Genomic DNA, 24,222 nt, shown 5'->3' on the forward strand with positions numbered 1-24,222 from the left:
TCGGCACGGTACGTATCCCGTACGGATACAGGGTAATAATGGAAAAAGTTAAGCATACCTATGTCCTTTCTTTAGGGCTGGGGCTCAGTATTGCCTTCAGTTCTTTCAGCACCAATGCTCAGGAACATTTTAACCCTCGTCTTTTGGAAACGGATAGTACAGAGAGGCCAATGATGGATCTCAGTCTGTTTGCCAAAGATGAGGTACCGCCTGGTGACTATAACGTCGATATTTATATCAACGGTAGCCTGGTGGATACTAAAACCATTTCCTTTCGCAAGCTGTCGGACGACAAAAACACCACCGCCGGGCAGGTTGTTGGAGCGTGCCTGAGCGTGTCTGAGCTGAAAGCCTGGAATGTGCGGGTCGATAACTACTTTAGCGAACAGGACAAAGCCAGAGAGTGCGCCAGCCTGCAGGCTATTCCGGGTCTGGAACAGAAAATGGATCTGGCGAATCAGCGCTTTGATCTCACTATCCCGCAGGTTGCCCTGCTCAACACCGCCCGTGGCTACGTTTCGCCAGAGCGATGGGATGAAGGTATTGCCGCCGGTTTGCTTAACTACAGCGTCTCTGGTCAGCAGGATTTGCACCACCGTAATGGCGTGGACAGTAGCAACCAGTTCGTCAGCCTACAGCCGGGGCTGAACCTGGGGGCGTGGCGTTTGCGTAACTATTCCACCTACAGCCACTCTGAATCCGAAAGTGAGTGGGATTCGGTGTACACCTACGCTTCCCGCGATATTAAATCTCTGAAAAGCCAACTGGTTCTCGGGCAGGGCACCACCCGCGGCGGTGTGTTCGATAGCGTGGGTTTTACCGGGGTACAGATGTATTCCGATAATGATATGAAGCCGGACAGCATGCAGGGCTTCGCGCCGGTGATCCGCGGTATCGCCCGCAGCAACGCCGAGGTCACGGTGTACCAGAACGGACACAGCATCTATAAGGCTACGGTGCCGCCGGGGCCATTCGAATTCAGCGATATGTACCCGACCGGTAGCTCCGGCGACCTGAAAGTGGTGATCAAGGAGTCTGATGGTTCGCAAAGTAGCTTCATCGTCCCTTACGCCACATTGCCGGTGCTACAGCGCGAAGGACAGGTGCAGTATGGCCTGGTGGCGGGTAAAACCCGCCAGGACGGCTCGGATTCGCGGGCGGAAGACTTTAACTTTGTCCAGGGATCGGCGGCCTGGGGCGTCGGCAAAGGCGTGACGCTGTACGGCGGCTATATTCAGGCGGAAGACAAATACTCCAACCTGATTGCCGGTACCGGTTTTAACCTCGGCAGCGCCGGTGCGCTCTCTTTTGATATTTCACAGTCGTGGGCGGATGTCCCGCAGCCGGACAATATACGGCAGATGGAACACCATAGCGGCCAGTCGTACCGCGTGCGCTACAGCAAGACGCTGCAGCAGACCAACACCGATATTGCGGTGGCTGGCTACAAATTCTCAACCCGCGGTTATCTGTCGTTCCAGGATTTCCTCAATGATTGGGACCCGGGCAACAGCGCCATCGATAACGGTCGCGAACGTAACCGTTTCGACGTGACTATCTCGCAGACGCTGCCTTTCGGTACGTTATCCCTGACCATGTATGACGCCTCCTACTGGAACAGCCAGCACGCCGACTCGCTGAACCTCGGCTTCAGCAGCACGCTGGGGCCGGTATCGTACTCGCTGAACTATGCGCACACGAAAAACGTTGATGGCGGTTATGGCAACGATTCTGATGAATACGATGACGATAACGTCTTCTCGCTTAACTTCAGCATACCGTTTAGCGCCTTCAGCAATAGTGAAGCGGCGCAGTCGATTTCGGCTAACTACTCGATGAACAGCAGCAAACACGGCGATACCACGCATAACATCGGTATTTCCGGCACCGCAATGCAGCAAAACCAGCTCAACTGGCAGGTATCGGAAGGCTATAACGCCGATGCAGAAGCGACCAACGGCAACGTTACCGTCGGCTACCAGAGCTCGTATGCCGATGTGTCCGCCGGTTACAGCTACGACGACTACAGCCGTCGTCTGAACTATAGCCTGCGCGGCGGAATGGTGGTTCACAGCGGCGGTATTACCCTGGCCCGTCAGTTGAATGACAGCGTAGCGCTGGTGGAAACGCCGGGCGTCTCCGGGGTGCCGATCAATGGCCAGACTAACGTCCATACCGACTACTTTGGTAATGCGATTGTGCCGTACGTGCGTCCGTACCACAGTAACCAGATTTCGCTCAATACCGTGGAGGCCAGCGATGCCACTGCGGCCATTGATAACGTCGCCAAAACCGTGGTGCCGACCAAAGGCGCGGTGGTCCGCGTGAAGTACAACACCTGGATTGGCCGGAAGGCGATGATGACGTTGATCTTCAACGGTAAGCCGGTGCCGTTCGGCGCGGTAGTCACGCAAACCAGTGATGATTCGGACGACACCCGCAGCAGCATCGTCGGCGACAGTGGCGAAGTGTACCTGGTTGGTCTCGCCGATAAAGGGCAACTGATGGTCAAGTGGGGCGACGGGGCGAACAAACAGTGTGCCGTTGACTACTCACTGGCGGGTGCGAAGTCGCAGGCCGATATTCTGTTTATCAACGGGATATGTCATCCCGTCCCGGGGGCTCACTGATGTCACGCTTTCATTTTGCTACCGTCCGACGCATGGCGGCGACGGGCCTGCTCTTCGTTGCCGGGCTGCCGTCTGCGCTGGCGTACAACACACAGGATGTCATTAACTTCAGCGTCACGGGGAATATTGTGGCAGGCAGCTGTAATGTTAGCTATCCCGCGACCGTTGAACTGGGAACCTATCTGCCAACGGATTTTATTAATGAGGGCGATAGCACGGACAATGTCCCGTTCACCGTCTCTTTCACTAACTGTTCTCCCTCGCTGACTAAAGCGACGGTAGCGTTTACCGGTGCCGTAGATGGAACCCAGCCATTCTATTTTGCCAACGGGATTACGGCAGAGGGGGGCGGGGCAACCGATGTTGCACTGGAATTATTAACCGATGCGGATCACTGGCAAATGTCTAACGGGCAGAGTCATGACGTCACTCTCGAGTCAGACAGTCATGCCGGTGAGATAATTTTTGTCGCAAGAATGGCAACCCCAGGCCACAACCCCGGTACCGGGGAGTTCCAGAGCGTCGTCACCCTGAACGTTGTTTATAACTAGTTACCTGATAAAAGGCAGGAGAGATGTCAAAATTTTTATATGCTGTTCTGTTTTTAACGGGGATGCTGGTTAGCGCAATGCCAGCTCTGGCTCGGGATAATAATCTCCAGCAGACACGTGATATTACCTTTCACGGCAGGATTGCCGCAGGGACCTGTAATGTCACCACTCCTGAAACCGTAGATCTGGGGAAATACTATAAAGGAGACTTTTCTGTTGCCGGCGGTAACACCGGCAACGTTCCAGTCACCATCAGTTTTGACAGCTGTACTGCTGAAATCAGCCAGGCCACCGTTACTTTCACCGGCACGCCCTATTCCGAAGACCCGACCTATGGCTCGGTCATTTATGCCAATCAGGTGACGCCTGATGCCGATGGCGCTACCGATGTTGGATTGCAGTTGTTCGATTATCCAGCTATCCACGTGGCGCTGGCCAATGGGGTGAGTTATCCGGTACCCATTGAAAATGGCGCGGGCGCATTGAAATTTATTGCCCGCATGTACACCCCTCATGGCGCCCCAACGGCGGGTAAATTCAGCTCCGCGGTCACGTTGAACGTGACCTATAACTAACCCCGATTTAAGGCAAACAACGTGTTAAAATTTTTATATGCCACCCTGTTATTGTTGGGGCTGTTTCCGCTGGCGGCCCAGGCGGTTTGTCATCGTATCGACGACACGCCATCGCAATCTTATGTTGCGATGCCGCAGCAGCTACTGGTCTCCAGTAAAAATTATGCGCCGGGCGAGATCCTTTATGACTCCGGATATATGTCCGGCGGCACGACAACCATCAAGAACTGTGCGGGGACCTATTACGTCGGCTTTCACTACGCCGGCGCGTTAACCACTGCCAGCCCGCTGCAGGATAATGTTTATCCGCTGAGTAATGGCTCAACCGCCACCGGGCTCGGTATTCGCGTCTATACCATTAATCAGGCGGGTCCGTTTGATGACGAACGGGCGATCGATAACAGCTGGCAGGAACACGATGCCGGGGCGGGCTCCGACCACACCCTCAACAATTCCGCTTATCGGGTGCAAATTATCGCCACCGGCGGGCCGATAACCAGCGGCACGTTTAACGTACCGAGCCCGCTGGCGCGGGTCGACTATCGCGAAACGCAGAGTATTGATAGCAGTGATGGCGACATCGCCTCCACGCTGACGCTGTCGACCACCACGGTTGAAGTACATGCGATGGGCTGTACGGCGGATGTGGCGAGTCTCAACTTCCCAATGGGGGATGTCGAAGTGTCGGCATTTGATAGTACCGGCTACGTCTATTCCGGTCCGGAAAAAAACGTCAATCTGACCTGCGAGCCGGGAACCAATGTCTCGATGACCATGAATGCGGCGACGGTGTCCGGCGATAACTCAACTATTGCGCTATCCGATAATGGCGACGGGAGTACGGCGACGGGGGTGGGGGTACAGCTGGAAAGAAAACTTCCCAATGGCGGATTCTATGTGTTGATGAGCGCAGGCCAGACGGTACCGATCTTTTACTCAAAGCGCAGCGACACTTCAACCTGGTCTGCGGGGACCGACGCTGATGGCGCTACTCCCTTTTCCGGTGATACCGGCACGGCTAGTACCTATGCTGACGCGACCAACCCTGGCGGCGCTTCCGCCAATGAAACTCTGACCTTCCGGGCTAACTACCATAAAATAGGGGAAACCATTACCCCCGGTACCGCCAATGCCACCGGGACGATCACCCTGCAATATAACTGATGCTAAAAACAAAAAGCCTGACGATGACGCCAGGCTTTTTGCAATTTAGCGGCTAATTACACCAGGCTTTTCAGGCGGTAAATCCACTCCAGCGCCTGACGCGGGCTCAGTGAATCCGGGTCAAGATTCTCCAGCGCTTCCAGCGCCGGTGAGGTCTCTTCCGGCGCGGAGAGCAGCGACATCTGCGTACCATCAACCTGCGTGGCGGCGGCATTTGGCGAAATGCTCTCCAGCTCGCGCAGTTTCTGTCGCGCGCGTTTGATCACTTCTTTCGGCACCCCTGCCAGCGCGGCGACCGCCAGGCCATAGCTCTTGCTGGCCGCGCCGTCCTGCACGCTGTGCATAAAGGCGATGGTATCGCCGTGCTCCAGCGCATCGAGGTGCACGTTGGCCAGGCCTTCCATTTTTTCCGGCAACTGGGTGAGCTCGAAGTAGTGGGTAGCGAACAGGGTCAACGCTTTGATCTTATTTGCCAGATTCTCCGCGCAGGCCCACGCCAGCGACAGACCGTCGTAGGTAGACGTACCGCGGCCGATCTCGTCCATCAGCACCAGGCTGTGTTCGGTGGCGTTGTGCAGAATATTGGCGGTTTCGGTCATCTCCACCATGAAGGTGGAACGGCCGCTCGCCAGGTCATCCGCCGCGCCGACGCGGGTAAAGATGCGGTCGATCGGGCCAATTTCTACCTTCTGCGCCGGCACGTAGCTGCCGATATAGGCCAGCAGCGCAATCAGCGCGGTCTGGCGCATATAGGTACTTTTACCGCCCATATTGGGCCCGGTGATGATCAGCATGCGGCGCTGCGGCGCCAGCTGCAGCGGGTTGGCGATAAACGGCTCTTTCAGTACCTGTTCCACTACCGGGTGACGGCCTTCGGTAATGCGAATGCCGGGTTTATCGATAAAGGTCGGGCAGCAGTAGTTGAGGGTTTCCGCGCGTTCCGCGAGGTTCACCAGTACGTCCAGCTCGGCCAGCGCGCTGGCGCTGATTTGTAAGTCGGCCAGATGCGGCAGCAGCTTTTCGAACAGGTCGTCATAGAGCTGTTTTTCCAGCGCCAGCGCCTTGCCTTTTGAAGTCAGGACCTTATCTTCGTATTCCTTCAGTTCCGGAATAATGTAGCGCTCGGCGTTTTTCAGCGTCTGGCGGCGCACGTAGTGAATCGGCGCATGCTGGCTCTGGCCGCGGCTGATCTGGATGTAGTAACCGTGAACGGCATTGTAGCCGACCTTCAGGGTATCAAGGCCCAGGCGCTCACGTTCGCGGATTTCCAGTTTGTCGAGATAATCGGTCGCGCCATCGGCCAGCGCTCGCCACTCATCCAGCTCTTCATTATAACCCGGAGCGATAACGCCGCCGTCACGCACCAGCACTGGCGGCGCGTCGATGATCGCGCGTTCCAGCAATTCGCGTAGCTCGGCGAACTCGCCCATTTTCTCGCGCAGCTGTTGCACCGGCTGACAGTCAACGTCGGCCAGCAGCTCGCGCAGCAGCGGCAACTGCTGGAAGGCATGACGCATACGGGCTAAATCGCGCGGGCGGGCGGTACGCAGCGCCAGACGCGCCAGAATACGCTCGAGATCGCCGACCTGACGCAGCACCGGCTGCAGCTCGGTATAGCGTTCTTGTAAGGCGCCAATTGTTTGTTGGCGTTCAACCAGCACCGCGGTATCGCGTACCGGCATATGCAGCCAGCGTTTGAGCATGCGGCTGCCCATCGGCGTGACCGTGCAGTCGAGTACCGAGGCAAGAGTGTTATCAACGCCGCCGGCGAGATTCTGGGTGATCTCCAGATTGCGACGGGTGGCGGCATCCATAATGATGCTGTCCTGCTGGCGTTCCATGGTGATGGAACGAATGTGCGGCAGCGAGGTGCGCTGGGTATCTTTGACGTACTGCAACAGGCAGCCGGCGGCGCACAGCCCGCGCGGGGCGTTTTCAACGCCGAAGCCCACCAGATCGCGGGTGCCGAACTGCAGGTTGAGCTGCTGGCGCGCGGTGTCGATTTCGAACTCCCATAGCGGGCGACGGCGCAGGCCGCGGCGGCCTTCAATCAGTGAAGATTCGGCAAAATCTTCCGCATACAGCAGTTCCGCCGGATTGGTACGTTGTAGTTCCGCCGCCATGGTCTCGCGGTCGGCCGGTTCGCTCAGGCGAAAGCGCCCGGAGCTGATATCCAGCGTCGCGTAGCCGAAGCCCTTGCTGTCCTGCCAGATGGCGGCCAGCAGGTTGTCCTGACGCTCCTGCAGCAGCGCTTCATCGCTGATGGTGCCCGGCGTGACGATGCGTACCACTTTGCGTTCTACCGGCCCTTTGGTGGTAGCCGGATCGCCAATCTGTTCGCAAATCGCGACCGACTCGCCCTGATTCACCAGTTTAGCCAGATAGTTTTCCACCGCGTGGTGGGGGATGCCGGCCATGGGAATCGGTTCGCCCGCGGAAGCGCCGCGTTTGGTCAGCGAGATATCGAGCAGCTGCGAGGCGCGTTTAGCGTCGTCATAAAACAGCTCGTAAAAGTCGCCCATCCGGTAAAACAGCAGGATCTCCGGATGCTGAGCCTTCAGCTTCAGGTACTGCTGCATCATCGGGGTATGGGCGTCTAAATTGTCGATTGTGCTCATAGGGTGTTATCCAGGTCCCTGATTTTTAATGGAGTGCGATTTTGTTATTGTCGTCGTTATCGCATGAGGAAGACATGATAACGGAGATAGGCATTTGAGGGAAAGTGACGAAGTGGACGCAGCGATCCTGATTCCACTTCTCAGACGTGCGGCCCTCCCTAAGCTGGCCGCGCGTGACGTTCAGGGCGCCAGATAAACCTGTGGAATCGCTTTTTCCGGGTGCTGGCCGAGGCGCACGTCCGCGCCGTACCAGCGGCTAATGATTTCCTGCTGGATAACCTGATGCGGGAAGAGTACCGGCTGATGGCTGAAAAACCGGAACACTCAAAAAGTGCATGGAACTGAAGCTGGGATGCTTACATATCCACCTCTGATTAATATGTTATATTTATATCAGTCATAAAGCCACTTTCCAGCTTTCGCTGATTCCGAAAACATTCTGATTGTTAAAGGTTTGCGATTTCGTTCTACATCTTCCCGTTTTAATTTAAACCACCGTGTTAGTAGTGGAGTATTTTCCCAAGGGAAATAATACGACCATTTAATTTCTGATAAATCTATATTAAATTTTTTTTCAAATTTATTCAAAGCTTCATGCAGGTCATCACCGGGAGCTTCAAATAAATCAGAATCAAGTTCTAAAGGGATTTCTTTCCAATTGCTGTCTAAATATCCGGGGATCTCTTCACGGAAAAGTGCTAATACCTCTTGTTGAATTGTATCCATCAAAAGGATGTCCATTGTATACGATCTTTAGGGCGTGCTATGAGGTTGTATTTGGCCTGAGTTTTCCTTGATACTTGGTAAATTGAATTCACAAGACCAACCCAGCCTAACCACGGAACATATCGTGCTATGACTGCGGCAAGATTATTTGTTTTTCGCATTCTTACACCAACTGGTGTTGGAACTCTAATACCAAAAGGAGTTCGTGCATTTCGTAAAAGCATTCTCCCATACCTGGAAATAACACTTGTCCCTTTGATTGCCTCTCCCGGTTTCGTTCTGGTTTTTAACCACGGTTGCCCAGCGAGGATAGCAGCACCTGACTCAATGCCAATTTCAAGTTCATCACAAAATTGCTCAAGGAAAATCACATCAAATAGTTCACCTGCTGACAGGTTCGATTGTCCGTGGTAGAAGTAGGTTCCGTTTAGTTCTTCTGTCGTATCCATTCAATCACCTGTTAGGCTGTTTGTCGTTCATTCCAGGCATCTGTGAAAATTATGTTTCCATCACAATGTTTCCAGGTGATTTTCTCGTATCTTAGCTCCACAGATTCAAGATGGTTGTTGTTCTTGTCCTCTGGGGAAGCCATCGTAGGGGAGATTGATACGATTCGAACTCCTTCAAGTAGCATATTGAAGTATTCCACTTCCTGACCAGAATCGTTGATTTTGTACCATTTAATTTCGGCAGATTTCAGGTTTTGACCAGTAGCAACTGCTTTGTATAGGTATGGGCTGGAATAGTCGAATTCTTTAACGATGATCATTGGAGAATGCTGACGAGTGCCAGTAGGTTTGCCAGTGGAATTATCAGTGGGAATGGAGAGATTATGGTGAAACCCTTTAAACTCTATACTGAACTCCCTGTCTGCAACATCACAGCCACCTTTGATTAGTGCTCCGCCATCGTCATAGAGCCACATATTACCGGGAATAGCCATGTCCTTATTTCCTTATATTTTTATAAATCCCTGTAAATAGTTTATCTATTGAGTGAAGGTGAGTAAATAACCAATGTGTGGTTTTTTTGTTCCTCAGTTTCAACAATTTAATCACTGAAAAATGGTACTGCTGCATCATCGGGGTATGGGCGTCTAAATTGTCGATTGTGCTCATAGGGTGTTATCCAGGTCCCTGATTTTTAATGGAGTGCGATTTTGTTATTGTCGTCGTTATCGCATGAGGAAGACATGATAACGGAGATAGGCATTTGAGGGAAAGTGACGAAGTAGATGCAGCGATCCTGATTCCACTTCTCGAACGCGCGGCCATCGCTAAGCTGGCCGCGCGTGACGTTCAGGGCGCCAGATAAACCTGCGGAATCGCTTTTTCCGGATGCTGGCCGAGGCGCACGTCCGCGCCGTACCAGCGGCTAATGATATCCTGCTGGATAACCTGACGCGGCGTGCCCTGCGCCACCACCTGTCCCTGGTGTAGCAGCAGAATCTGGTCGGCCCACAGGGCGGCGAGGTTGAGATCGTGCAGCACCACGCAGACATGTAGCTGGCCGGTAGCGGTCAGACGCTTGAGCAGGCGTAACAGATGTTGCTGGTAATAGAGGTCCAGCGCCGAGGTAGGTTCGTCCAGAAACAGCCAGCCCTGCGGCGCGCCGTTTTGCCAAAGCTGCGCGAGACAGCGGGCCAGCTGTACCCGCTGCTGCTCGCCGCCGGAAAGCGACGGATAGCGCCTGCCACGCAAATGATCGCAGCCGGTTTCCGCCATAATATCGCGCAGAGTCTGCGGACTGGCGGTCGCTTCCCATGGCGAGCGCCCCATGGCGATAACCGTTTCCACCGTCCAGTCGGCCTGGAGTGGAGTGCGCTGCAACATCACCGCCCGGCGGCGCGATAGCGCCTGCGGCGACCAACGCTCCAGCGCTTTGCCGTCCATCATGCGTTCGCCGCTGTCCGGGGTAAGGAAGCCGGTTAGCAGCCGCAGCAGGGTGGATTTTCCCGCGCCGTTCGGGCCGATCAGCGCGGTCATCTCGCCGCCGCGAAGCGTCAGCGAAACCTGGTCAATCACCTGTCGTTGGCCGAGCCGCAGCGACAGCCCTTGCGCCCGATAGTCTTTATCCATGGATTGGTTTCTCCCGACGAAATATCAACCACAGGAACCACGGCGCGCCCAACAGGCTGGTCAGCAGCCCTACCGGCATCTCCGCCGGCGCGGCGACGGTGCGCGCCAGGGTATCGGCAATCAGCAGCAGAATCGCGCCCGCCAGCAGCGAGCCGGGGATGAGACCGCGGTGGTCCGCCCCCAGCCACAGTCGCATCAGATGCGGCACCACCAGGCCGATAAAACCGATGACGCCGCTTATCGCCACCGCCGCGGCAACCAGCACCGCGCTACATAACAACAGCAGCCGTTGCAGCGCCCGCACGTTAACGCCGAGGTAGTGCGCCTCTTCATCACCGAGTTGCAGCAGGTTAAGGCGTGACGCCATCCACCACACCGCTATTGACGCCGGAATAATCAAGCTAGCCGCCACCAGCAGCGTCGGCCATTCGGCCTGGCCGAGGCTTCCCATCCCCCACAGCGACAGCTGACGTAGCTGAGCATCGTTGCTTAGCCAGGCCAGCACGCCGACCAGCGCGCCGCATAAGGCGTTGATGGCGATCCCCACCAGCAGCAGCCGCGACAGCGAACCGTCACCTGCGCGGCTGAGGATAAAAATCACTGCCATCACCGCCAGGCTGCCGATAAACGCCGCCAGCATCGGCATATACAGGGCTAACAGCGCCGGCACGCTGAGCGGCAGCACCAGCCAGCAGGCCACCGCCAGCGCCGCGCCGCTGCTGATGCCCAGAAGCCCCGGGTCGGCGAGCGGGTTGCGAAACAGCCCCTGCATCACGCAGCCGGACAGCGCCAGCGCGGCGCCGACCAGCAGCGCCAGCAGCACTCGCGGCAGACGGATCGTCAGCCAGATATGGCGCAGGATTTCATCGCCGGAGGGCAGCAGGTTGATCAATGGCAATCGCATTGCGCCGAGGGTGGTGGCGTAGAGCGTCAAGACGACCAGCAGCAGCGCCATCAACAGCAAATGGCGAACGAGGGCAGGGCGCATCAGGGCAGCTGCTCCGCTTTTTTCCGCAGTTCGAGGAGCGCCTGCGGCGTACGCGGGCCGAAGCCGAGCAGGGCCATATCGTCGATCGCCAGTAGTTGTTTATGGCGGCCAGCGGGCGTTTGCGCCAGACCGGGCAATTTCCATAACCCGCTTTCGCCGCCCATCCCCTTGAGACCATCGGCGGAAATCACCACCAGATCCGCCTGGCTTGCGGCCACGCCTTCCTGTGACATCGCGCGATAGTGGTCAAAGCCCTGCATCGCGTTTTGCAGCCCGGCGGCGCGGATCGCGCCATCGGCGGCGGTGTGCTGCCCGGCCACCATGGTATTCATCCCGCCGTGGCTGAGGATAAACAGTACCCGTTTGGCGATAGGCTGTGTGGGAAGGGCGGCTATCTGCTGCTGGACCTGCTGGCGCAGTACGTCGCCCGCCGGTTTTTTGCCTAATGCTTTGGCGATAACGGCGATTTTGTTATCGATGGCGGCAAGGTTATCGCCGCCCGGCACGTTGACGACCGTCACCTTGCTGTCCTGCACTTTCTGCAGCACCAGCGACGGCTGCGCCTGCGCGCTGGCCAGTACCAGCTGCGGGCGTAAGGAGAGGATCCCCTCGGCGTTTAACTGCCGTAGATAGCCGATGTCCGGCAGCTTCTGCGCGGCGGCAGGCCAGGTGCTGGTGCTGTCCTTCGCCACCAACTGCTGCCCGGCGTTCAGCGCATAGACAATTTCGGTGACGTCGCCGCCGAGGGAGATTACCCTGTCGGCGGCCGCGCTGGCGAACAGCGGCAGTGCGGCAAGCAGTATTAACCAACGTTTCATGCCGGCTGCCCTTCCGCGCACAGACGCGCCACCTGCGCGCGCCACTGTTCTTGCTCCGGGTGGCCTTCGCTGCGCTGGCCGTACAGCTGGGCGATTTGCGTACCGTCTTTGGCAAACAGTTCGACGCTGGTGACGTGGCCATCGGAGGTCGGTTTACGGGTGACCCAGATTTCATCCACGCTGTCTTCGCGCAGATGCAGGGTAAAGGCGCTGTTGAAGATGTTGATCCAGCCGCGCATCGGCGCCAGCTTTTCCAGCGCGCCGGTGAAGATCTGCACGCAGCCGCGGTTGCCGACGAAGATCATGATTTCATTGCCGTCCTGGCGCACCGTTTCCAGCAGTCCCGGCAGCGCATTATTGTCAATGCGGCAGGCCAGATCGTCGCTCACCAGGCGGAAGGCCTGCTGACGGGAAAGATTGTGTTTACGCAGCAGACCGAAGAACTGGTGCACATCGGTCATCGCGCGCCACTCGTTTTCCAGCGCCGCGGCGTCGGCGGAGTCGGCGTACTTTACGCGGTCGGCCGGGCGAATCGTCAGCGCGCCGGGCGCCGTCTCGCTGAATTTGGCTACCAGCGTTTGCCATGCCGCCATATCGGTTTTCCCGGTGGCATAGACCTTTAGCAGCGCGTCGCCGTGCGGGTCGAAGAACTGAATGCTCTGGCGGCCGTTATCGTTGAGGTGGAACACGCTCGACCACTGGCTGAGGAACAGGCGCAGGTCGAGCGCCCGCGGGTTGAGCACCAGCCCGGCGTGGCCGCTCAGGTGCTGATGGGTAAATTCGCCGACCTGCTCGTGCACCGCGTATTCGTTGCGGCAGATGCATTTGGTTTCGCCGACGCTCTCCAGGGCGGCGATAATCGCCCGTACGTCGTCGTGCAGACGCACGGCATCGTGACCGACGCGCGCGGCGGTTAATTCGGCTTCGCTAATTCCCATCTCTGCGGCGATGTCGCGGGCATATTTGGCGGTGGAGCGGGCTTTGGTGGCCTGGTAGCGCTGCCACAGATCGTCGTGTGCGTTTTGCATAATTCACATCCTTCTCTACGATGAATTTCCCCGGCCCGCGGGCCGGGGGGCAGGTTTGTAATTATTCGGGCGATCAGAAATCGATATTCACGCCCAGTTGCCAGGTCCTTCCGGGCATCACAGCCAGCGCTTTATCGTTGGCATCCTGATTGGTACTGGTCTCGATGTTGCGGCTGCTCAGGTAGTCCCAGTATTTACGGTCGGTAATGTTGTAAACCCCGCCGTTGAGGCGAACGTTCTTCGCCACCTGCCAGTAAGCGGTCCAGTCCAGCATGCCGTAGCCCGGCACGCGCATATATTCGGTGCTGGAATCGGCGATGGCGGAGCCGGTGTTGTTGTAGCTCTCGCGGCTGGTGGCAGTGGCCTGTTTGCCCTTAACAAAGGTGGCGGTCAGCGCCGTACCGTAGCGCTTAGCCGGATCGTCCCACGCCACGCCGACGATCGCTTTCATCGGCGCGACGCTGTCGAGGTCGACGTATTTATCGCCGTAGTAGCTGGATTTCGATTTCCCTTCGCTATAGCCCCAGGCGAGGGTGGCGCTCAGGCCATCCACCTGCTCAAACCAGGTGCCGAAGTTAAATTTAGTGCTGATCTCGCCGCCGTAGATATAGGCCTTATCGCGGTTTTCCGCTTGATAAATGGTGTAAATATTCGACGGGACGTTAGTGAATTTGCCCGGATTGTTGGCGCGCGAATAACGCGTATAGGCGATAAAGTTCTTATAGCTGTTGTAGAACAGCGCGGTACGCACGGTGATGCCTTCGGTGACTTCGCCCTTGATACCCCATTCAATATTGTCGCTGGTCTCGGTTTTCAGATCGTTGTTGCCGATTAGCGCGTACTGCTGGCTGCCGGCATAGCTGGAGCCCAGGTTCCACGAACCATACAGCTGGCTGGCATTCGGGAACTGCGCGCCGCGCTGGTACTGCAGATAGGTCATCAGCCGCGGCGTAATGTCGTACTGGAACGTCAGTGACGGCAGCACCTGGGTGTCGCTGTTTTTACCATACAGATTCGCCACCGACGATTCGGTGAGCACGCTGCTGTTGGCGCTAAGATCGGACAGATCTTCCGGTTTAGTGGACTGATGCGTCACGCGTACGCCGGGAATAATCGCGAAGTTGTGGCTATCGAGATCGAAGTTGATCTTATCCTGCACGTAGCCGCCGAGGGTGTAGTTGCGGCTGTCCGCTTCCGGCTGCATAATTTCGCTGTAAACGCTGGGGATCGGCGACTGGCTAAATGGCCGCTGGGTTTTGGTCGTGCTGGCGTTAAAACCGGCGCTCAGATCGTGGCGGCCGATACTTTTCGCGAGCATAGTCTGCAGGCCCCAGGTATCGGTATCGTAGTCTGAATTGACCGTCTGCATTTTGCGGGTGACGCTATCCGGCATCCAGGTCCAGTCGTGAGCCTCGGTATGCTGGTAATACACCTTGGTCGAGACGCTGTCGATGTAATCGTTCAGCGGCGTCCAGTCATCTTTCAGACTCAGCCCCCAGCGCCGTGTCTGGTTGGTTTGGTTGGCGGTACCGATCACGCTGTTACCGCTGGAGTCCCATGAGTCGAAGTGGCTGTGATTGGTCTTGTGATAGTAGTCGAAGGTGCTGGTGAACTTATGTTCATCGTTCGGCTGCCAGATGCCGGAGGCCATAAACGCGTCAGAGTGCCAGTTTGCCGGGTATGCGTCGACGCTGCCGCTGTTGTTCTCGGTTTCCTGGCCATCGCGGCGGCTGTAGACGAAAATGCCGCGCAGCGTTTCATCGCCGCCGGCGACGGTGACGCCGTTATGCCAACTGCGGTCGGAAGAGTCGTAGCCGCTCTGGTAGCCAAAGGCGCTGGTTTTGCCCGGGCGCAGATAGTCATCCGCCGATTTCGGGCGGAAGGAGACGTTGCCGCCGATGGCGCTGTTAGCGGTCTCCGTTGAGGTGGCGCCGGACTGAATATCCACGCTGCCGTACATATAGGGATCGATATAATCGCGGCCAATGCCAAAGGTGTTGAGGCCGGAACGGCCGACGTAGCCGCGGCCGGTGGCGTTCGGCTGGGCAATGCCGTCAACATCGATGCCGACGCGGTTGCTTTCAAGACCGCGGATGTTGTAGCCGGTATAGCCGCCGCGATCGAAACCGCTTTTACCATTGCCGGAACCGCCGCTGGCGCCGGTGGCGCTGATGAGGGGTTCATAACGCATGATTGAGCCGAAGTCGTTGGCGCCTTTGTCCTGCAGTTCCTGCGCGCTCACCGAGTGCTCGCTGCCGGCTTTCAGCTGTGGGGCCGGGGCGGTCACCACCATCTGTTCCGCGCTATCCGTCGTGTTATCCTGGGTCACGGCCGCGATAGCGGCATTCTGCGCGATTGCTGCGAGCAGAGAAGTCGCCAGCAGGCTTTTCTTACACCATGCTGCTGATTGAGTCGATTTGTACATTTGTAGCCACGCCTTGATAATTATTAGTATCGGCTCACGCGTTACTTCCAGAGTGCAGGTTGGTCCGTGTTTTCCCTGGCGGACAGTGGTATTCCTGATTTAGTAATTGCGAATGGTAATGATAGGTATTATCGTTTGCAACAAAATATTTACCTATACCCTAAATAATTCGAGTTGCAGGCAGGCGGCGACGCAGAGAATCCCCAGGAGCTTACTCAAGTAAGTGACTGGGGTGAGCGAGGAAGCCAACGCACATGCAACTTGAAGTATGACGGGTATATTCTGCATTTTGTTTACATTCCTTCGGACGGGAGCAAGCCAACATGAGTCATAAAGCGGCGATTACCATTCACTATTGTTCCCAATGCAACTGGATGCTGCGCGCCAGCTGGATGGCCCAGGAGCTGCTGCATACCTTTAGTACCGATATCGCTTCGGTCACGCTGGTGCCCGGTACCGGCGGCATTTTTACGGTGAGCGTCGATGAGGCGCTCATTTGGGAGCGCAAACGGGACGGCGGTTTCCCGGACGCGGCCGAACTGAAACGGCGGGTGAGGGACGTCTGCTTCCCGGAAAAAGCGTTGGGACACGTGGATAATGCCGGGAAGCAGATCTAAAACGGCTGGTTGCGATTAACGTCCTAGTTCAACGTTGACCAGTACGCTTTGTCGGCGAGTGCGAATAATAGCGACTGCCTCTTCCAGTACCCCGGGGAGATCTTCCGCCAGCGAAACCGTCAGCGCAGCCGCGCGGCTGGAGGCGGCGAGCGCGGCGAAATCTGGCGACGACGAAAACGCGGTGGCCGGAATAGCTTCCATTTTGGCGGCATAGCCGTCGGGATAGAGCGCTTTGGTGCCGCCCGCTACCGCTCCCCAGCCGCCATTGTTGCCAACCACCACCAGTACGGGAAGCTTCATCACTTCCGCGATGTGATGACATACCGCCGGATTGGCAAAGAGATAGGAGCCGTCGCCCACGGCGGCGATGATTAGCTCGCCCCGCCGGGCGAGCTGCAGCCCTAAGGCGATGGGCAACGCTTCACCCAGACCACCCGCCAGCGCTTCCTGGTAATAACTGTCCGCCTGAGTCAGGCCGGCGAACTGCGGCATTGTTGTCAGTTCGGAGACGATCTTCCCCTGATGTTGATTGGCAAGTTGACCCAGACAGTAGCTCAGCCAGGGTTTGCCAATCGCCCCTTTTTGACCGGCGTGGAGGAGGGCTTCCCGTTGGCTCTTCGCGTGTTGAATCAGGTTAAGCACATGCTTTTCACGTTCAGCCACCTGCTGTTGCTTCGCTGCCACAAGCGGCTGGAGCGCCTCTTGTAAAAGTTCGAATACCTCGTCGGTTTCTCCGGCCAGATTGATATCGGCGCGATAACCGCGGACGGGGTAGCGGGAAAAAAGCGGATCGGGGCCGATCTGGATAAGCTTACAGCCGTCGTTGCAGCAGCTTTCTTCGATGATCCACGGGGCCTGTGAGTCGATAACGATGATGACGTCGGCGGCGGAAAGCCAGCCTTCGGGATCGCTGCCGGCCAGCATAGGATTGTCGCTGCTAAGGGTGACTTCAGTACCCCAGTATTCCACCACCGGAATGGCCCACTCCTTAACCAGGGTATTGAGCCGCGCAAAGCCCCCGGACGTTCGCGCGCCGCGCTGGGCGAAGATGACCGGCTGTCTGGCATTGGCTATCGCATCGGCGGCGCTGGCAATATCCGCCCGCGTTGGCGCATAGCGGACCGGCTGTTGAGTTGGTGCGGCATGAAGCGCTTGTTCATCGATCGTGAATGTTTCGCATAGCGGCTCGCGCGGCAGGCTTAAATACACCGGCCCCTTTGGCAATGAACGGGCTATCGCCCATGCTCTGTCAACATGCTCGCCGATCTGATCGGCAATGCGTAATTCAAAGTCCCATTTCACCGACTCGCGAATGAGCGCCGCCTGATCGCGCATCTCCTGGCCGTAGCCAATCGGCGTATTGCGACAACCAAAGTGCGAATGCTCGCTAATCGGCGTACGTCCGCCAAAAATCAGCACCGGAATATTGCTGTTGGCCAGATTGATGACGCCGCAGGCGGCATTGGCCAGGCCTACGTTAGTGTGAACCATGACGGCCTGCACTTTCCCGCTCCCGAGATAATAGCCGTGGGCCATGCCGATGGCGGCGTTTTCGTGGGGACATATCACCAGCTCCGGTACCTTTTGTCCCGTGGCGCGCATTTTGGCCCACGCTTCAATAACCGGGGGATAATCGGTACCCGAATTAATAAAAATATAGGCCACGTCGAGGGCCTGAAGCCGGTGCAGTAATAATTCAGCGGCCGATACAGTGATAGAAGTCATATTCTCTCCGGATTAACGCGATGTTATCGCCGTGATTAAAAGGTCAGGAAAATAAATGCGCCCATCGTAATGATGGAAGTAATAATACTTAGCGCCATGGTCGAGGCCATTTCTTGCTCGCCGGACTTATATTGCATGGCAATAATAATGGCGATCGAGCCCACAGGAATCGCCATCGTTAATACCACTTGTTTTATTTGCTCCATGCTGAAACCCATTTTTAACAAAATGAGGTAGCAGGCACCGGGCACAAGAATATTACGGGCGATAACGGTAATAATGGTGGCGGAGGTGATGACAATGCTGCGAGTATAGAGCACGATGCCTGCGGCAAAGAGCGCCAGTCCGCCGGAGGCCTTACCCAACAGACCTAGCGACATTGATACGGTTTCAGGAATATGAATATCCATTAATACTAATATCAGCGCGACAACTGGCGACCATACCACCGGCTGCTTGATGGCGTTGATGACCCGCGTGGCAAAAGAGATATTCTGGCTTTTATCCCCCGTTGCAATGGACATCAGAATCATCACCAGCGGGAGCTGGAAGACATTTTGCGTAATACTGGAAACAGTAATTAATGAGGCGCTGACGGTGCCGAATAAAAAAGCCAGTACCGAGGTGCCAATGAAGGGAACGGCCGGCGAGCCGATGGCCAGAGCCTGTAGCGTACTGAGCGCCAGGGAGCGTTTACAGACATAACGGGCGATAGCTAAGGGAATAAGGAAACTCAGAATTAGCGCCAGGATAATAGCGATAGCGACAGGGCCCATACTCATCACGATATGCCGCGGCGTCATGACCATATTACTGAAAATGCTCAGCGGTAAAGCATACAGCATCACAATTTTATTAATATCACCAGCCTGCTGCCAGTTAAAGTCTTTGCGTTTACCGCTGATATAGCCAATGAGAACGGTAATGATAACGGGTAAAATAGCGCCGAGGATTAATAGGATGTTGTTCTGTGTCATAGTGATTTATTCTCATTATAAATTATCGTTAGGGGCAGGGTGTTGAACTATAAATATTGAGAGTGTTCACCCCGGAAATTCGCCGCTGTTGCTCTATTCTTTTTTTCGTTGCTTACTGCATTCTTGACGCAAAAAGAAGCGTGAGGGAAATGTAAAAATAATTCGTTCAATGAGTAATTGTCATGGCTATGAAAATTAAACAAATACAAGCCTTTCTTACCGTCGCCAGCGAAGGGAATTTAACTTTGGCAGCGGAGAAAATGGGGATTACGCAATCCGGGCTAAGCCGATTGTTGCTGACCCTGGAGGAGGATCTGAATGCTACCTTATTTGAACGGCATAAGCATGGAATGGCGTTAAGCGAGTACGGCAGCGCGTTTTTACCCTATGCCATGACAATGTTGAACACGGAGAACAAAGCCAGAGAGGAAATGGCGCTGATTCGCGGGGCGGGCAAGGGGATTTTGAGAATCGGCTGCGTATCCAGTCTGTTAACCAGCCATTTTATTGATAAATTAGCCGCCTTTCATAAACGCCATCCCCAGATACACATCAAAATATTCGACCGCATTGACTCAGAGTTGTTTAAGTTGCTGCTGATGCATGAAATAGACATCGCCCTCTGCGGGCCTTTACCCCACGACGATAAAATCGTAGTGCGTGGAAAAATTAACTGGCAGGACCGTATTTGTATCATTTCAAGGCCAGGCCATCCGCTGCAAAAAGAAAAACGTTTGTCGCTGGCGGCGATGCTGGATTATCCGTGGATCATGCCGCCGCCGTTAAGCACGCCGATGCTTATCCTTGAAGATATTTTTCGCTCGCATCAGTTACCCTGTCCGGTTCCCATTATCGAGTGCGCTTCATCCGCGGCGATAAAATCCTTTATTGCTGAGAGCGATCTTTTAACGTCAATGCCTGCCCCCGTCTATCGACTGGAAGAGAAGCTTGGATTGTTGCGACCGCTGGAAGCGGAGGGCAGCGTGTTTGTCAGAGATTTCTATGCCTGGAGCCATTTTGGCGTGTTATCCGGAGCCGCGCTGCAGTTAATCCAGCATCTGAAGCAGTGAGATGCCCTGACAGATACAAAAGTGTATAATAAATGCATCTTATTGGCTTGAGGCTGTGACATGGGCAAACGCATCGATCGCGAAAAGAAGACTATCGGCAATATGATCAGGCTTTATCAGCGCCGCTGCCCGGATGCGCGCAACGATGGCGAACATTACCTGGCGCTTAACGCTTACGCCGACAAGCGGCTGGATAAGTGCGTATTTGGCGAAGAGAAGCCGGCCTGTAAACAGTGTCCGGTACACTGCTATCAGCCGGCGAAGCGGGAAGAGATGAAGCGGATCATGCGCTGGGCCGGGCCGCGGATGCTCTGGCGGCATCCGATTCTGACCATTCGTCACCTGATTGACGACAGGCGGCCGGTACCGGAGCTGCCGGAAAAATACCGGCCGAAAAAATAGCGGCCTTTCCACGGTTTGCGCTGCGCTTCGCCGCCACCGGGATCGCGGTTGAAGGATCGTAGGTCGGATAAGCGTAGCGCCATCCGACAATTCTCCCTGCTCGCGCTGTGCTTAGCAGGGCTACAGCTCCTGGCATTCGCGTTTTTTGTCGCCCCGCTAAGGCGTTAACCGCCATCGGAGATCGTTGCTGACGCCCTCTGTTTTTGGGCGTCACGAATAGTACTGGCGACAAAGGCCAGCACGAACAGCGCGGTAAATAGCACCACGATGGTTGGCGCCGGGGCGCTATCGAGATAAAACGACAGCCAGACGCCCGTCAGCGAACAGCCCACGGCGATTACCGTTGCCAGCAATAATGCGCTGACAAAGCGCCGCGTCAGCAGCAGAGCGATAGCGCCGGGCGCTATCAGCAGCGAAATCGACAGAATAATCCCCACCGACTTTAACGTCGCGACGATAGTCAGCGCGATCATGCACAGCAGACCATAATGCAGCAGCCCGCAGCGCAGGCCGCTGGCTTTGGCCTGGTTCGGATCAAAGGCGTGCAGTAAAAAATCGCGCCACTTTAGCCCGATAATCAGCGCAATCGCCAGCGCAATCACCGCCGTTTGCCCGATATCGCTGGCGGATATCCCCAGCATATCGCCAAACAGAATGTGGTCGAGATGGACCTCGGATTGAATCGCCACGTACAGCACCAGCCCGGCGCCGAACATCCCCGAAAAGACGATCCCCATAATGGTATCGCGCTTGATGCGGCTGTTATCGTCGAGAAAACCGGTGGCGACGGCGCAAAATAAGCCGGCAATAAACGCGCCGATGGCGAAGGGGATGCCAATAATGTAGGCCACCACCACGCCGGGAAACACCGCGTGGCTCATGGCATCGCCCATCAGCGCCCAGCCTTTTAACACCAGAAATACCGACAGCAGCGCGCAGGGGACGGCGACGATCGTCGCCACTAGCATCGCGTTGACCATAAACGGAAACTGTAATGGTTCAAGGAGCATCGTTAGCATGAGGCCTCCCTGGCGCGGCGGCGGTTGGCCAGCAGGCCGTGCTTCGGCGCGAAGACAAAGGTAGCTAAGAACAGCAGCGTCTGCGCCACCACGATGATGCCGCCGGTGGCGCCATCAAGGTAGTAGCTCAGCCATGCGCCGAAGAAGCTGGTCAGGCTGCCGATAGCGACGGCAATGGCCAGCAGACGCGGGAAGCGGTCGGTTAACAGCCAGGCGGTGGCGCCGGGCGTCACGACCAGGCAGATGACCAGAAACGCGCCGACGGTTTGCAGCGCCGCCACGGTGCAGGCGGCCAACAGAGTGAAGAACAGCAGCTTCAGGCCGCTGGTGTTAAGGCCAATCGAGCGGGCGTGGTTTTCGTCGAAGAAGGTGACCATCAGGTCTTTCCACTTCAGCAACAGGATCGCCATCGAAATAAAGCCAATCGCCGCCAGTTGGATAATATCCTCCGGAGCGATGGCGAGGATATTGCCGAGAATAATGGTCTGAATGTTCACCGAGGTCGGATTCAGCGACACCATAAACAGGCCGATGCCGAAAAACGAGGAGAAAATCAGCCCGATGATGGCATCCTCTTTTAGTCGCGAACGCTGGTTAAGAAACAGCATGCTGCCTGCCGCCAGGCCGCCGGAGAGAAACGCGCCGAGCGCAAAGGGCAGGCCGAGCATATAAGCGCCGGCGACGCCGGGAACGATCGAGTGGGAGAGGGCGTCGCCAATCAGCGACCAGCCTTTGAGCATCAGGTAGCAGGAGAGAAAGGCGCAGACGCCGCCGACTAATGCCGAGACCCACATCGCGTTGAGCATGTATTGATAGCCAAACGGCTCCAGCAGCCAGCTCATCGTTGCCCCCCCGCCGCGCGATGGCTGATAAACGGTCGCTCATCGTCGGTAATAATGCGCTCTTCCGCGCCGGTGAGCGTGACGTGACGCAATACGCCGCTGAAGGCCAGCTCCAGATTCTCGGCGGTGAAGGTGGTTTCCGTCGGGCCGCTGGCCAGCACGGTGCCTTTCACCATCACCGTATAATCGCAAAATTCGCTGACTGAACCGAGGTTATGGGTAGAGACCAGCATGGTACAGCCTTCGTCGCGCAGTTCTCGCAGCAGGGTGATGATCCGCGCCTCGGTCTGCACATCGACGCCGGTAAAAGGCTCATCGAGCAGGATGACTTTGCCTTCCTGAGCAATGGCGCGGGCGAGGAACACGCGCTTTTTCTGCCCGCCGGAGAGCTCGCCAATCTGTCTTTTGCGGTATTCGCTCATCCCTACGCGGGCCAGCGCGGCATCGACAATCTGCCGGTCGCGGGGCTTCGCCCGCCGCAGCCAGCCCATATGACCATAGCGGCCCATCATCACTACATCTTCCACCAGCACCGGAAAAGACCAGTCCACCTCTTCCGATTGCGGTACGTAGGCAACAAGATTTTGCCGTAGCGCGCGGTTGACCGGCTGGCCGAGAATGGCGATATCGCCGTGGCCGACGCGCACGAAACCCATCAGCGCTTTGAACAACGTGGATTTACCGGAGCCGTTGACCCCCACCAGCGCGGCAATCGATCCGCGCGGTACGCTGAACGAGGCATCGCGCAGGGCGGTGTGGCCGTTGCGATAGGTCACCGTGACCTGGTCGACGATAAGTCCCGCTTGCGGCGCAATCATGACTGTTTCCTCAGGCCATCGTTGATCCCTTTGACGATGGTTTCGGTGGTGACACGCAGCAGGTCAAGATAAGTCGGCACCGGGCCGTCGGCGGCGCTTAGCGAGTCAACATACAGCACGCCGCCATAGTGGGCGCCGGCTTCACGGGCGACCTGTCGCGCCGGTTTGTCGGAGATGGTGCTTTCACTGAAGATGGTCGGGATATGCTCCTTCTTCATGGTGTCGATGGTTTTACGCACCTGCTGCGGCGTGCCCTGCTGGTCGGCGTTAATCGGCCACAGATAACGCTCCTGCAGGCCGTTATCGCGCGCCAGATAGGAGAATGCGCCTTCGCTGGTAACCAGCCAGCGTTTGTCCGCCGGCAGTTTCGCCAGTTCGGCCTTCAGCGGCGCCATGGTCTGGCGGATTTTATCTTTGTAGGCGTCGGCGTTGCGGCGATAGGTGTCGGCATTGACGGGATCGTATTTCACCAGCGCATCGCGAATGTTATCGACGTAGATCAGCGCATTATCCGCCGACATCCACGCGTGCGGGTTAGGTTTGCCGTTGTAGGGGCCATCGCTGATGCCCATCGGCTGAATACCGTTACTGACCACGACTTCCGGTACGCCGTTCAGGTGCTGATAAAAACGGGCGAACCACAGTTCGAGGTTGAGGCCGTTGGCGAGAATAAGCTTCGCCCCCTGCGCGCGTTTGATATCGCCCGGCGTCGGCTGATATTCGTGAATTTCCGCGCCCGGCTTGGTGATTGAGCTGACGTCGGCGGCGTCGCCGGCGACGTTCTGCGCCATATCGGCGATCACGGTGAAGGTGGTAATGACTTTGAATTTTTCTTGCGCCTGAGCGGGGGCGATGGCAAGCAGCGCTAATGCGGCGGAGAACAACAGGTGCTTGAACGGCGGCAGATGCGTCATAGGATCCCTCACGGTATTGCGATTATTTAATCATCGTTTATAGCCTTTGCTATGTTATATAGCACAAGCTATTTATAAATGAAAATAATTCTTATTTAAATGTTGAGGTAATGATTAGGTTGAGAAGGATTGTGAAGGGGATTAAATCAGGGGCGGCCCGGTATTCGATGAGTCGCCGCGTTATTTTGTCGGATGGCGCTACGCTTATCCGACCTACGATCCTGTGCGATTTGGTAG

22 protein-coding genes and 1 pseudogene are annotated in these 24,222 nt (G+C 56.3%); 7 read left to right on the top strand and 16 right to left on the bottom strand.

Translation table 11 applies throughout. The annotated features are described in order from the left end of the window. The first annotated feature begins 38 nt into the window (after positions 1-38). Genes ABLV17_RS09630 through ABLV17_RS09645 form a run of 4 tightly spaced genes read left to right on the top strand, consistent with a single transcriptional unit; the run spans position 39 to position 4,920 of the window. Entirely contained in the window at positions 39-2,630 is a 2,592-nt protein-coding gene (locus tag ABLV17_RS09630; protein WP_308958027.1) for a fimbria/pilus outer membrane usher protein, read from the top strand. Continuing rightward, on the top strand, positions 2,630-3,181 hold the full coding sequence (locus tag ABLV17_RS09635) for a fimbrial protein (RefSeq protein ID WP_087858568.1): 552 nt from the start codon (positions 2,630-2,632) through the stop codon (positions 3,179-3,181). Before ABLV17_RS09630 ends, ABLV17_RS09635 begins: the two co-directional genes overlap by 1 nt. Before the next feature lie 23 nt (positions 3,182-3,204). Further along, positions 3,205-3,756: a fimbrial protein gene (locus tag ABLV17_RS09640; protein WP_113372924.1), complete on the top strand. Its 552-nt coding sequence runs from the start codon at positions 3,205-3,207 to the stop codon at positions 3,754-3,756. Positions 3,757-3,777: 21 nt separating this feature from the next. Beyond that, positions 3,778-4,920, top strand: a complete 1,143-nt coding sequence (locus ABLV17_RS09645) for a type 1 fimbrial protein (RefSeq protein WP_213317181.1) — start codon at positions 3,778-3,780, stop codon at positions 4,918-4,920. A 56-nt stretch (positions 4,921-4,976) separates the two neighbouring features. Here ABLV17_RS09645 and mutS read toward each other — a convergent pair whose 3' ends face one another. The 10 genes and pseudogenes from mutS to ABLV17_RS09695 all read right to left on the bottom strand — a co-directional run bounded on the left by mutS (position 4,977) and on the right by ABLV17_RS09695 (position 15,601). After that, on the bottom strand, positions 4,977-7,538 hold the full coding sequence (mutS, locus tag ABLV17_RS09650) for a DNA mismatch repair protein MutS (RefSeq protein ID WP_308958028.1): 2,562 nt from the start codon (positions 7,536-7,538) through the stop codon (positions 4,977-4,979). Positions 7,539-7,718: 180 nt separating this feature from the next. Beyond that, positions 7,719-7,826 (bottom strand): annotated as a pseudogene (hmuV, locus tag ABLV17_RS09655) (hemin ABC transporter ATP-binding subunit); the annotation flags it as partial. Positions 7,827-7,931: 105 nt separating this feature from the next. Next, positions 7,932-8,279 carry a DUF1493 family protein gene (locus tag ABLV17_RS09660; protein ID WP_088389772.1) on the bottom strand — a complete coding sequence of 116 codons (348 nt, stop codon included), beginning with the start codon at positions 8,277-8,279 and terminating at the stop codon, positions 7,932-7,934. Then, positions 8,264-8,713, bottom strand: a complete 450-nt coding sequence (locus tag ABLV17_RS09665; protein ID WP_113372921.1) for an STM2901 family protein — start codon at positions 8,711-8,713, stop codon at positions 8,264-8,266. Before ABLV17_RS09665 ends, ABLV17_RS09660 begins: the two co-directional genes overlap by 16 nt. Before the next feature lie 11 nt (positions 8,714-8,724). Further along, positions 8,725-9,207: an Hcp family type VI secretion system effector gene (locus tag ABLV17_RS09670; protein WP_047044296.1), complete on the bottom strand. Its 483-nt coding sequence runs from the start codon at positions 9,205-9,207 to the stop codon at positions 8,725-8,727. A 355-nt stretch (positions 9,208-9,562) separates the two neighbouring features. Then, on the bottom strand, positions 9,563-10,342 hold the full coding sequence (locus ABLV17_RS09675) for a heme ABC transporter ATP-binding protein (protein ID WP_348854223.1): 780 nt from the start codon (positions 10,340-10,342) through the stop codon (positions 9,563-9,565). Beyond that, positions 10,335-11,330 (bottom strand): iron ABC transporter permease, encoded by a 996-nt coding sequence (locus ABLV17_RS09680; protein ID WP_308958030.1) that lies wholly within the window; start codon positions 11,328-11,330, stop codon positions 10,335-10,337. The genes ABLV17_RS09675 and ABLV17_RS09680 overlap by 8 nt, the downstream gene beginning before the upstream one ends. Beyond that, positions 11,330-12,148: a hemin ABC transporter substrate-binding protein gene (locus ABLV17_RS09685; protein WP_308958031.1), complete on the bottom strand. Its 819-nt coding sequence runs from the start codon at positions 12,146-12,148 to the stop codon at positions 11,330-11,332. The genes ABLV17_RS09680 and ABLV17_RS09685 overlap by 1 nt, the downstream gene beginning before the upstream one ends. Beyond that, positions 12,145-13,176 (bottom strand): ChuX/HutX family heme-like substrate-binding protein, encoded by a 1,032-nt coding sequence (locus tag ABLV17_RS09690; protein WP_308958032.1) that lies wholly within the window; start codon positions 13,174-13,176, stop codon positions 12,145-12,147. The genes ABLV17_RS09685 and ABLV17_RS09690 overlap by 4 nt, the downstream gene beginning before the upstream one ends. Before the next feature lie 73 nt (positions 13,177-13,249). Continuing rightward, positions 13,250-15,601 carry a TonB-dependent receptor gene (locus ABLV17_RS09695; RefSeq protein WP_308958033.1) on the bottom strand — a complete coding sequence of 784 codons (2,352 nt, stop codon included), beginning with the start codon at positions 15,599-15,601 and terminating at the stop codon, positions 13,250-13,252. A gap of 323 nt (positions 15,602-15,924) precedes the next feature. On the opposite strand from ABLV17_RS09695, the gene ABLV17_RS09700 reads away from it, so the two are divergent. Continuing rightward, entirely contained in the window at positions 15,925-16,218 is a 294-nt protein-coding gene (locus ABLV17_RS09700; RefSeq protein WP_308958034.1) for a SelT/SelW/SelH family protein, read from the top strand. A 15-nt stretch (positions 16,219-16,233) separates the two neighbouring features. Here the strand turns inward: ABLV17_RS09700 and ABLV17_RS09705 are convergent, their stop codons facing one another. Further along, a complete protein-coding gene (locus ABLV17_RS09705) occupies positions 16,234-17,943 on the bottom strand; it encodes a thiamine pyrophosphate-requiring protein (protein ID WP_308958035.1) in 1,710 nt (569 codons plus the stop codon). A gap of 35 nt (positions 17,944-17,978) precedes the next feature. Beyond that, the gene (locus ABLV17_RS09710) at positions 17,979-18,920 is read right to left on the bottom strand and encodes an AEC family transporter (RefSeq protein WP_308958036.1); all 942 of its coding nucleotides are present in this window, start codon (positions 18,918-18,920) and stop codon (positions 17,979-17,981) included. 182 nt (positions 18,921-19,102) lie between these two features. On the opposite strand from ABLV17_RS09710, the gene ABLV17_RS09715 reads away from it, so the two are divergent. Together ABLV17_RS09715 and ABLV17_RS09720 are read left to right on the top strand one after the other, a co-directional pair. After that, the gene (locus tag ABLV17_RS09715; protein WP_015370012.1) at positions 19,103-19,990 is read left to right on the top strand and encodes a LysR family transcriptional regulator; all 888 of its coding nucleotides are present in this window, start codon (positions 19,103-19,105) and stop codon (positions 19,988-19,990) included. Positions 19,991-20,050: 60 nt separating this feature from the next. Next, positions 20,051-20,392 (top strand): nitrous oxide-stimulated promoter family protein, encoded by a 342-nt coding sequence (locus tag ABLV17_RS09720; RefSeq protein ID WP_015370013.1) that lies wholly within the window; start codon positions 20,051-20,053, stop codon positions 20,390-20,392. Between the two features lie 164 nt (positions 20,393-20,556). On the opposite strand, the gene ABLV17_RS09725 is transcribed toward ABLV17_RS09720, so the two are convergent. Genes ABLV17_RS09725 through ABLV17_RS09740 form a run of 4 tightly spaced genes read right to left on the bottom strand, consistent with a single transcriptional unit; the run spans position 20,557 to position 23,985 of the window. Further along, positions 20,557-21,411, bottom strand: coding sequence for a metal ABC transporter permease (locus tag ABLV17_RS09725; protein ID WP_308958037.1), 855 nt, complete (start codon positions 21,409-21,411; stop codon positions 20,557-20,559). Continuing rightward, the gene (sitC, locus tag ABLV17_RS09730) at positions 21,405-22,253 is read right to left on the bottom strand and encodes an iron/manganese ABC transporter permease subunit SitC (RefSeq protein WP_015370015.1); all 849 of its coding nucleotides are present in this window, start codon (positions 22,251-22,253) and stop codon (positions 21,405-21,407) included. The genes ABLV17_RS09725 and sitC overlap by 7 nt, the downstream gene beginning before the upstream one ends. Further along, a complete protein-coding gene (locus ABLV17_RS09735) occupies positions 22,250-23,071 on the bottom strand; it encodes a manganese/iron ABC transporter ATP-binding protein (protein ID WP_047740375.1) in 822 nt (273 codons plus the stop codon). The genes sitC and ABLV17_RS09735 overlap by 4 nt, the downstream gene beginning before the upstream one ends. Further along, complete coding sequence (locus ABLV17_RS09740) at positions 23,068-23,985, bottom strand: metal ABC transporter substrate-binding protein (RefSeq protein WP_087858556.1); 918 nt, start codon at positions 23,983-23,985, stop codon at positions 23,068-23,070. The genes ABLV17_RS09735 and ABLV17_RS09740 overlap by 4 nt, the downstream gene beginning before the upstream one ends. Between the last annotated feature and the right edge of the window lie 237 nt (positions 23,986-24,222).

Origin of the sequence: Klebsiella sp. CN_Kp091 (assembly GCF_040065095.1) — a bacterium.
Classification (GTDB): domain Bacteria; phylum Pseudomonadota; class Gammaproteobacteria; order Enterobacterales; family Enterobacteriaceae; genus Klebsiella; species Klebsiella aerogenes.

What these genes read in the sequence shown, in the direction of transcription:
- ABLV17_RS09685 (WP_308958031.1), bottom strand. Translation starts at nt 12,148, where the DNA reads ATGAAACGTTGGTTAATACTGCTTGCCGCACTGCCGCTGTTCGCCAGC.
- ABLV17_RS09680 (WP_308958030.1), bottom strand. Translation starts at nt 11,330, where the DNA reads ATGCGCCCTGCCCTCGTTCGCCATTTGCTGTTGATGGCGCTGCTGCTG.
- ABLV17_RS09660 (WP_088389772.1), bottom strand. Translation starts at nt 8,279, where the DNA reads ATGGACATCCTTTTGATGGATACAATTCAACAAGAGGTATTAGCACTT.
- ABLV17_RS09690 (WP_308958032.1), bottom strand. Translation starts at nt 13,176, where the DNA reads ATGCAAAACGCACACGACGATCTGTGGCAGCGCTACCAGGCCACCAAA.
- ABLV17_RS09630 (WP_308958027.1), top strand. Translation starts at nt 39, where the DNA reads ATGGAAAAAGTTAAGCATACCTATGTCCTTTCTTTAGGGCTGGGGCTC.
- ABLV17_RS09715 (WP_015370012.1), top strand. Translation starts at nt 19,103, where the DNA reads ATGGCTATGAAAATTAAACAAATACAAGCCTTTCTTACCGTCGCCAGC.
- ABLV17_RS09635 (WP_087858568.1), top strand. Translation starts at nt 2,630, where the DNA reads ATGTCACGCTTTCATTTTGCTACCGTCCGACGCATGGCGGCGACGGGC.
- ABLV17_RS09740 (WP_087858556.1), bottom strand. Translation starts at nt 23,985, where the DNA reads ATGACGCATCTGCCGCCGTTCAAGCACCTGTTGTTCTCCGCCGCATTA.
- ABLV17_RS09700 (WP_308958034.1), top strand. Translation starts at nt 15,925, where the DNA reads ATGAGTCATAAAGCGGCGATTACCATTCACTATTGTTCCCAATGCAAC.
- ABLV17_RS09710 (WP_308958036.1), bottom strand. Translation starts at nt 18,920, where the DNA reads ATGACACAGAACAACATCCTATTAATCCTCGGCGCTATTTTACCCGTT.
- ABLV17_RS09720 (WP_015370013.1), top strand. Translation starts at nt 20,051, where the DNA reads ATGGGCAAACGCATCGATCGCGAAAAGAAGACTATCGGCAATATGATC.
- ABLV17_RS09735 (WP_047740375.1), bottom strand. Translation starts at nt 23,071, where the DNA reads ATGATTGCGCCGCAAGCGGGACTTATCGTCGACCAGGTCACGGTGACC.
- ABLV17_RS09705 (WP_308958035.1), bottom strand. Translation starts at nt 17,943, where the DNA reads ATGACTTCTATCACTGTATCGGCCGCTGAATTATTACTGCACCGGCTT.
- ABLV17_RS09725 (WP_308958037.1), bottom strand. Translation starts at nt 21,411, where the DNA reads ATGCTAACGATGCTCCTTGAACCATTACAGTTTCCGTTTATGGTCAAC.
- ABLV17_RS09665 (WP_113372921.1), bottom strand. Translation starts at nt 8,713, where the DNA reads ATGGATACGACAGAAGAACTAAACGGAACCTACTTCTACCACGGACAA.
- mutS (WP_308958028.1), bottom strand. Translation starts at nt 7,538, where the DNA reads ATGAGCACAATCGACAATTTAGACGCCCATACCCCGATGATGCAGCAG.
- ABLV17_RS09670 (WP_047044296.1), bottom strand. Translation starts at nt 9,207, where the DNA reads ATGGCTATTCCCGGTAATATGTGGCTCTATGACGATGGCGGAGCACTA.
- sitC (WP_015370015.1), bottom strand. Translation starts at nt 22,253, where the DNA reads ATGAGCTGGCTGCTGGAGCCGTTTGGCTATCAATACATGCTCAACGCG.
- ABLV17_RS09695 (WP_308958033.1), bottom strand. Translation starts at nt 15,601, where the DNA reads ATGTACAAATCGACTCAATCAGCAGCATGGTGTAAGAAAAGCCTGCTG.
- ABLV17_RS09675 (WP_348854223.1), bottom strand. Translation starts at nt 10,342, where the DNA reads ATGGATAAAGACTATCGGGCGCAAGGGCTGTCGCTGCGGCTCGGCCAA.
- ABLV17_RS09640 (WP_113372924.1), top strand. Translation starts at nt 3,205, where the DNA reads ATGTCAAAATTTTTATATGCTGTTCTGTTTTTAACGGGGATGCTGGTT.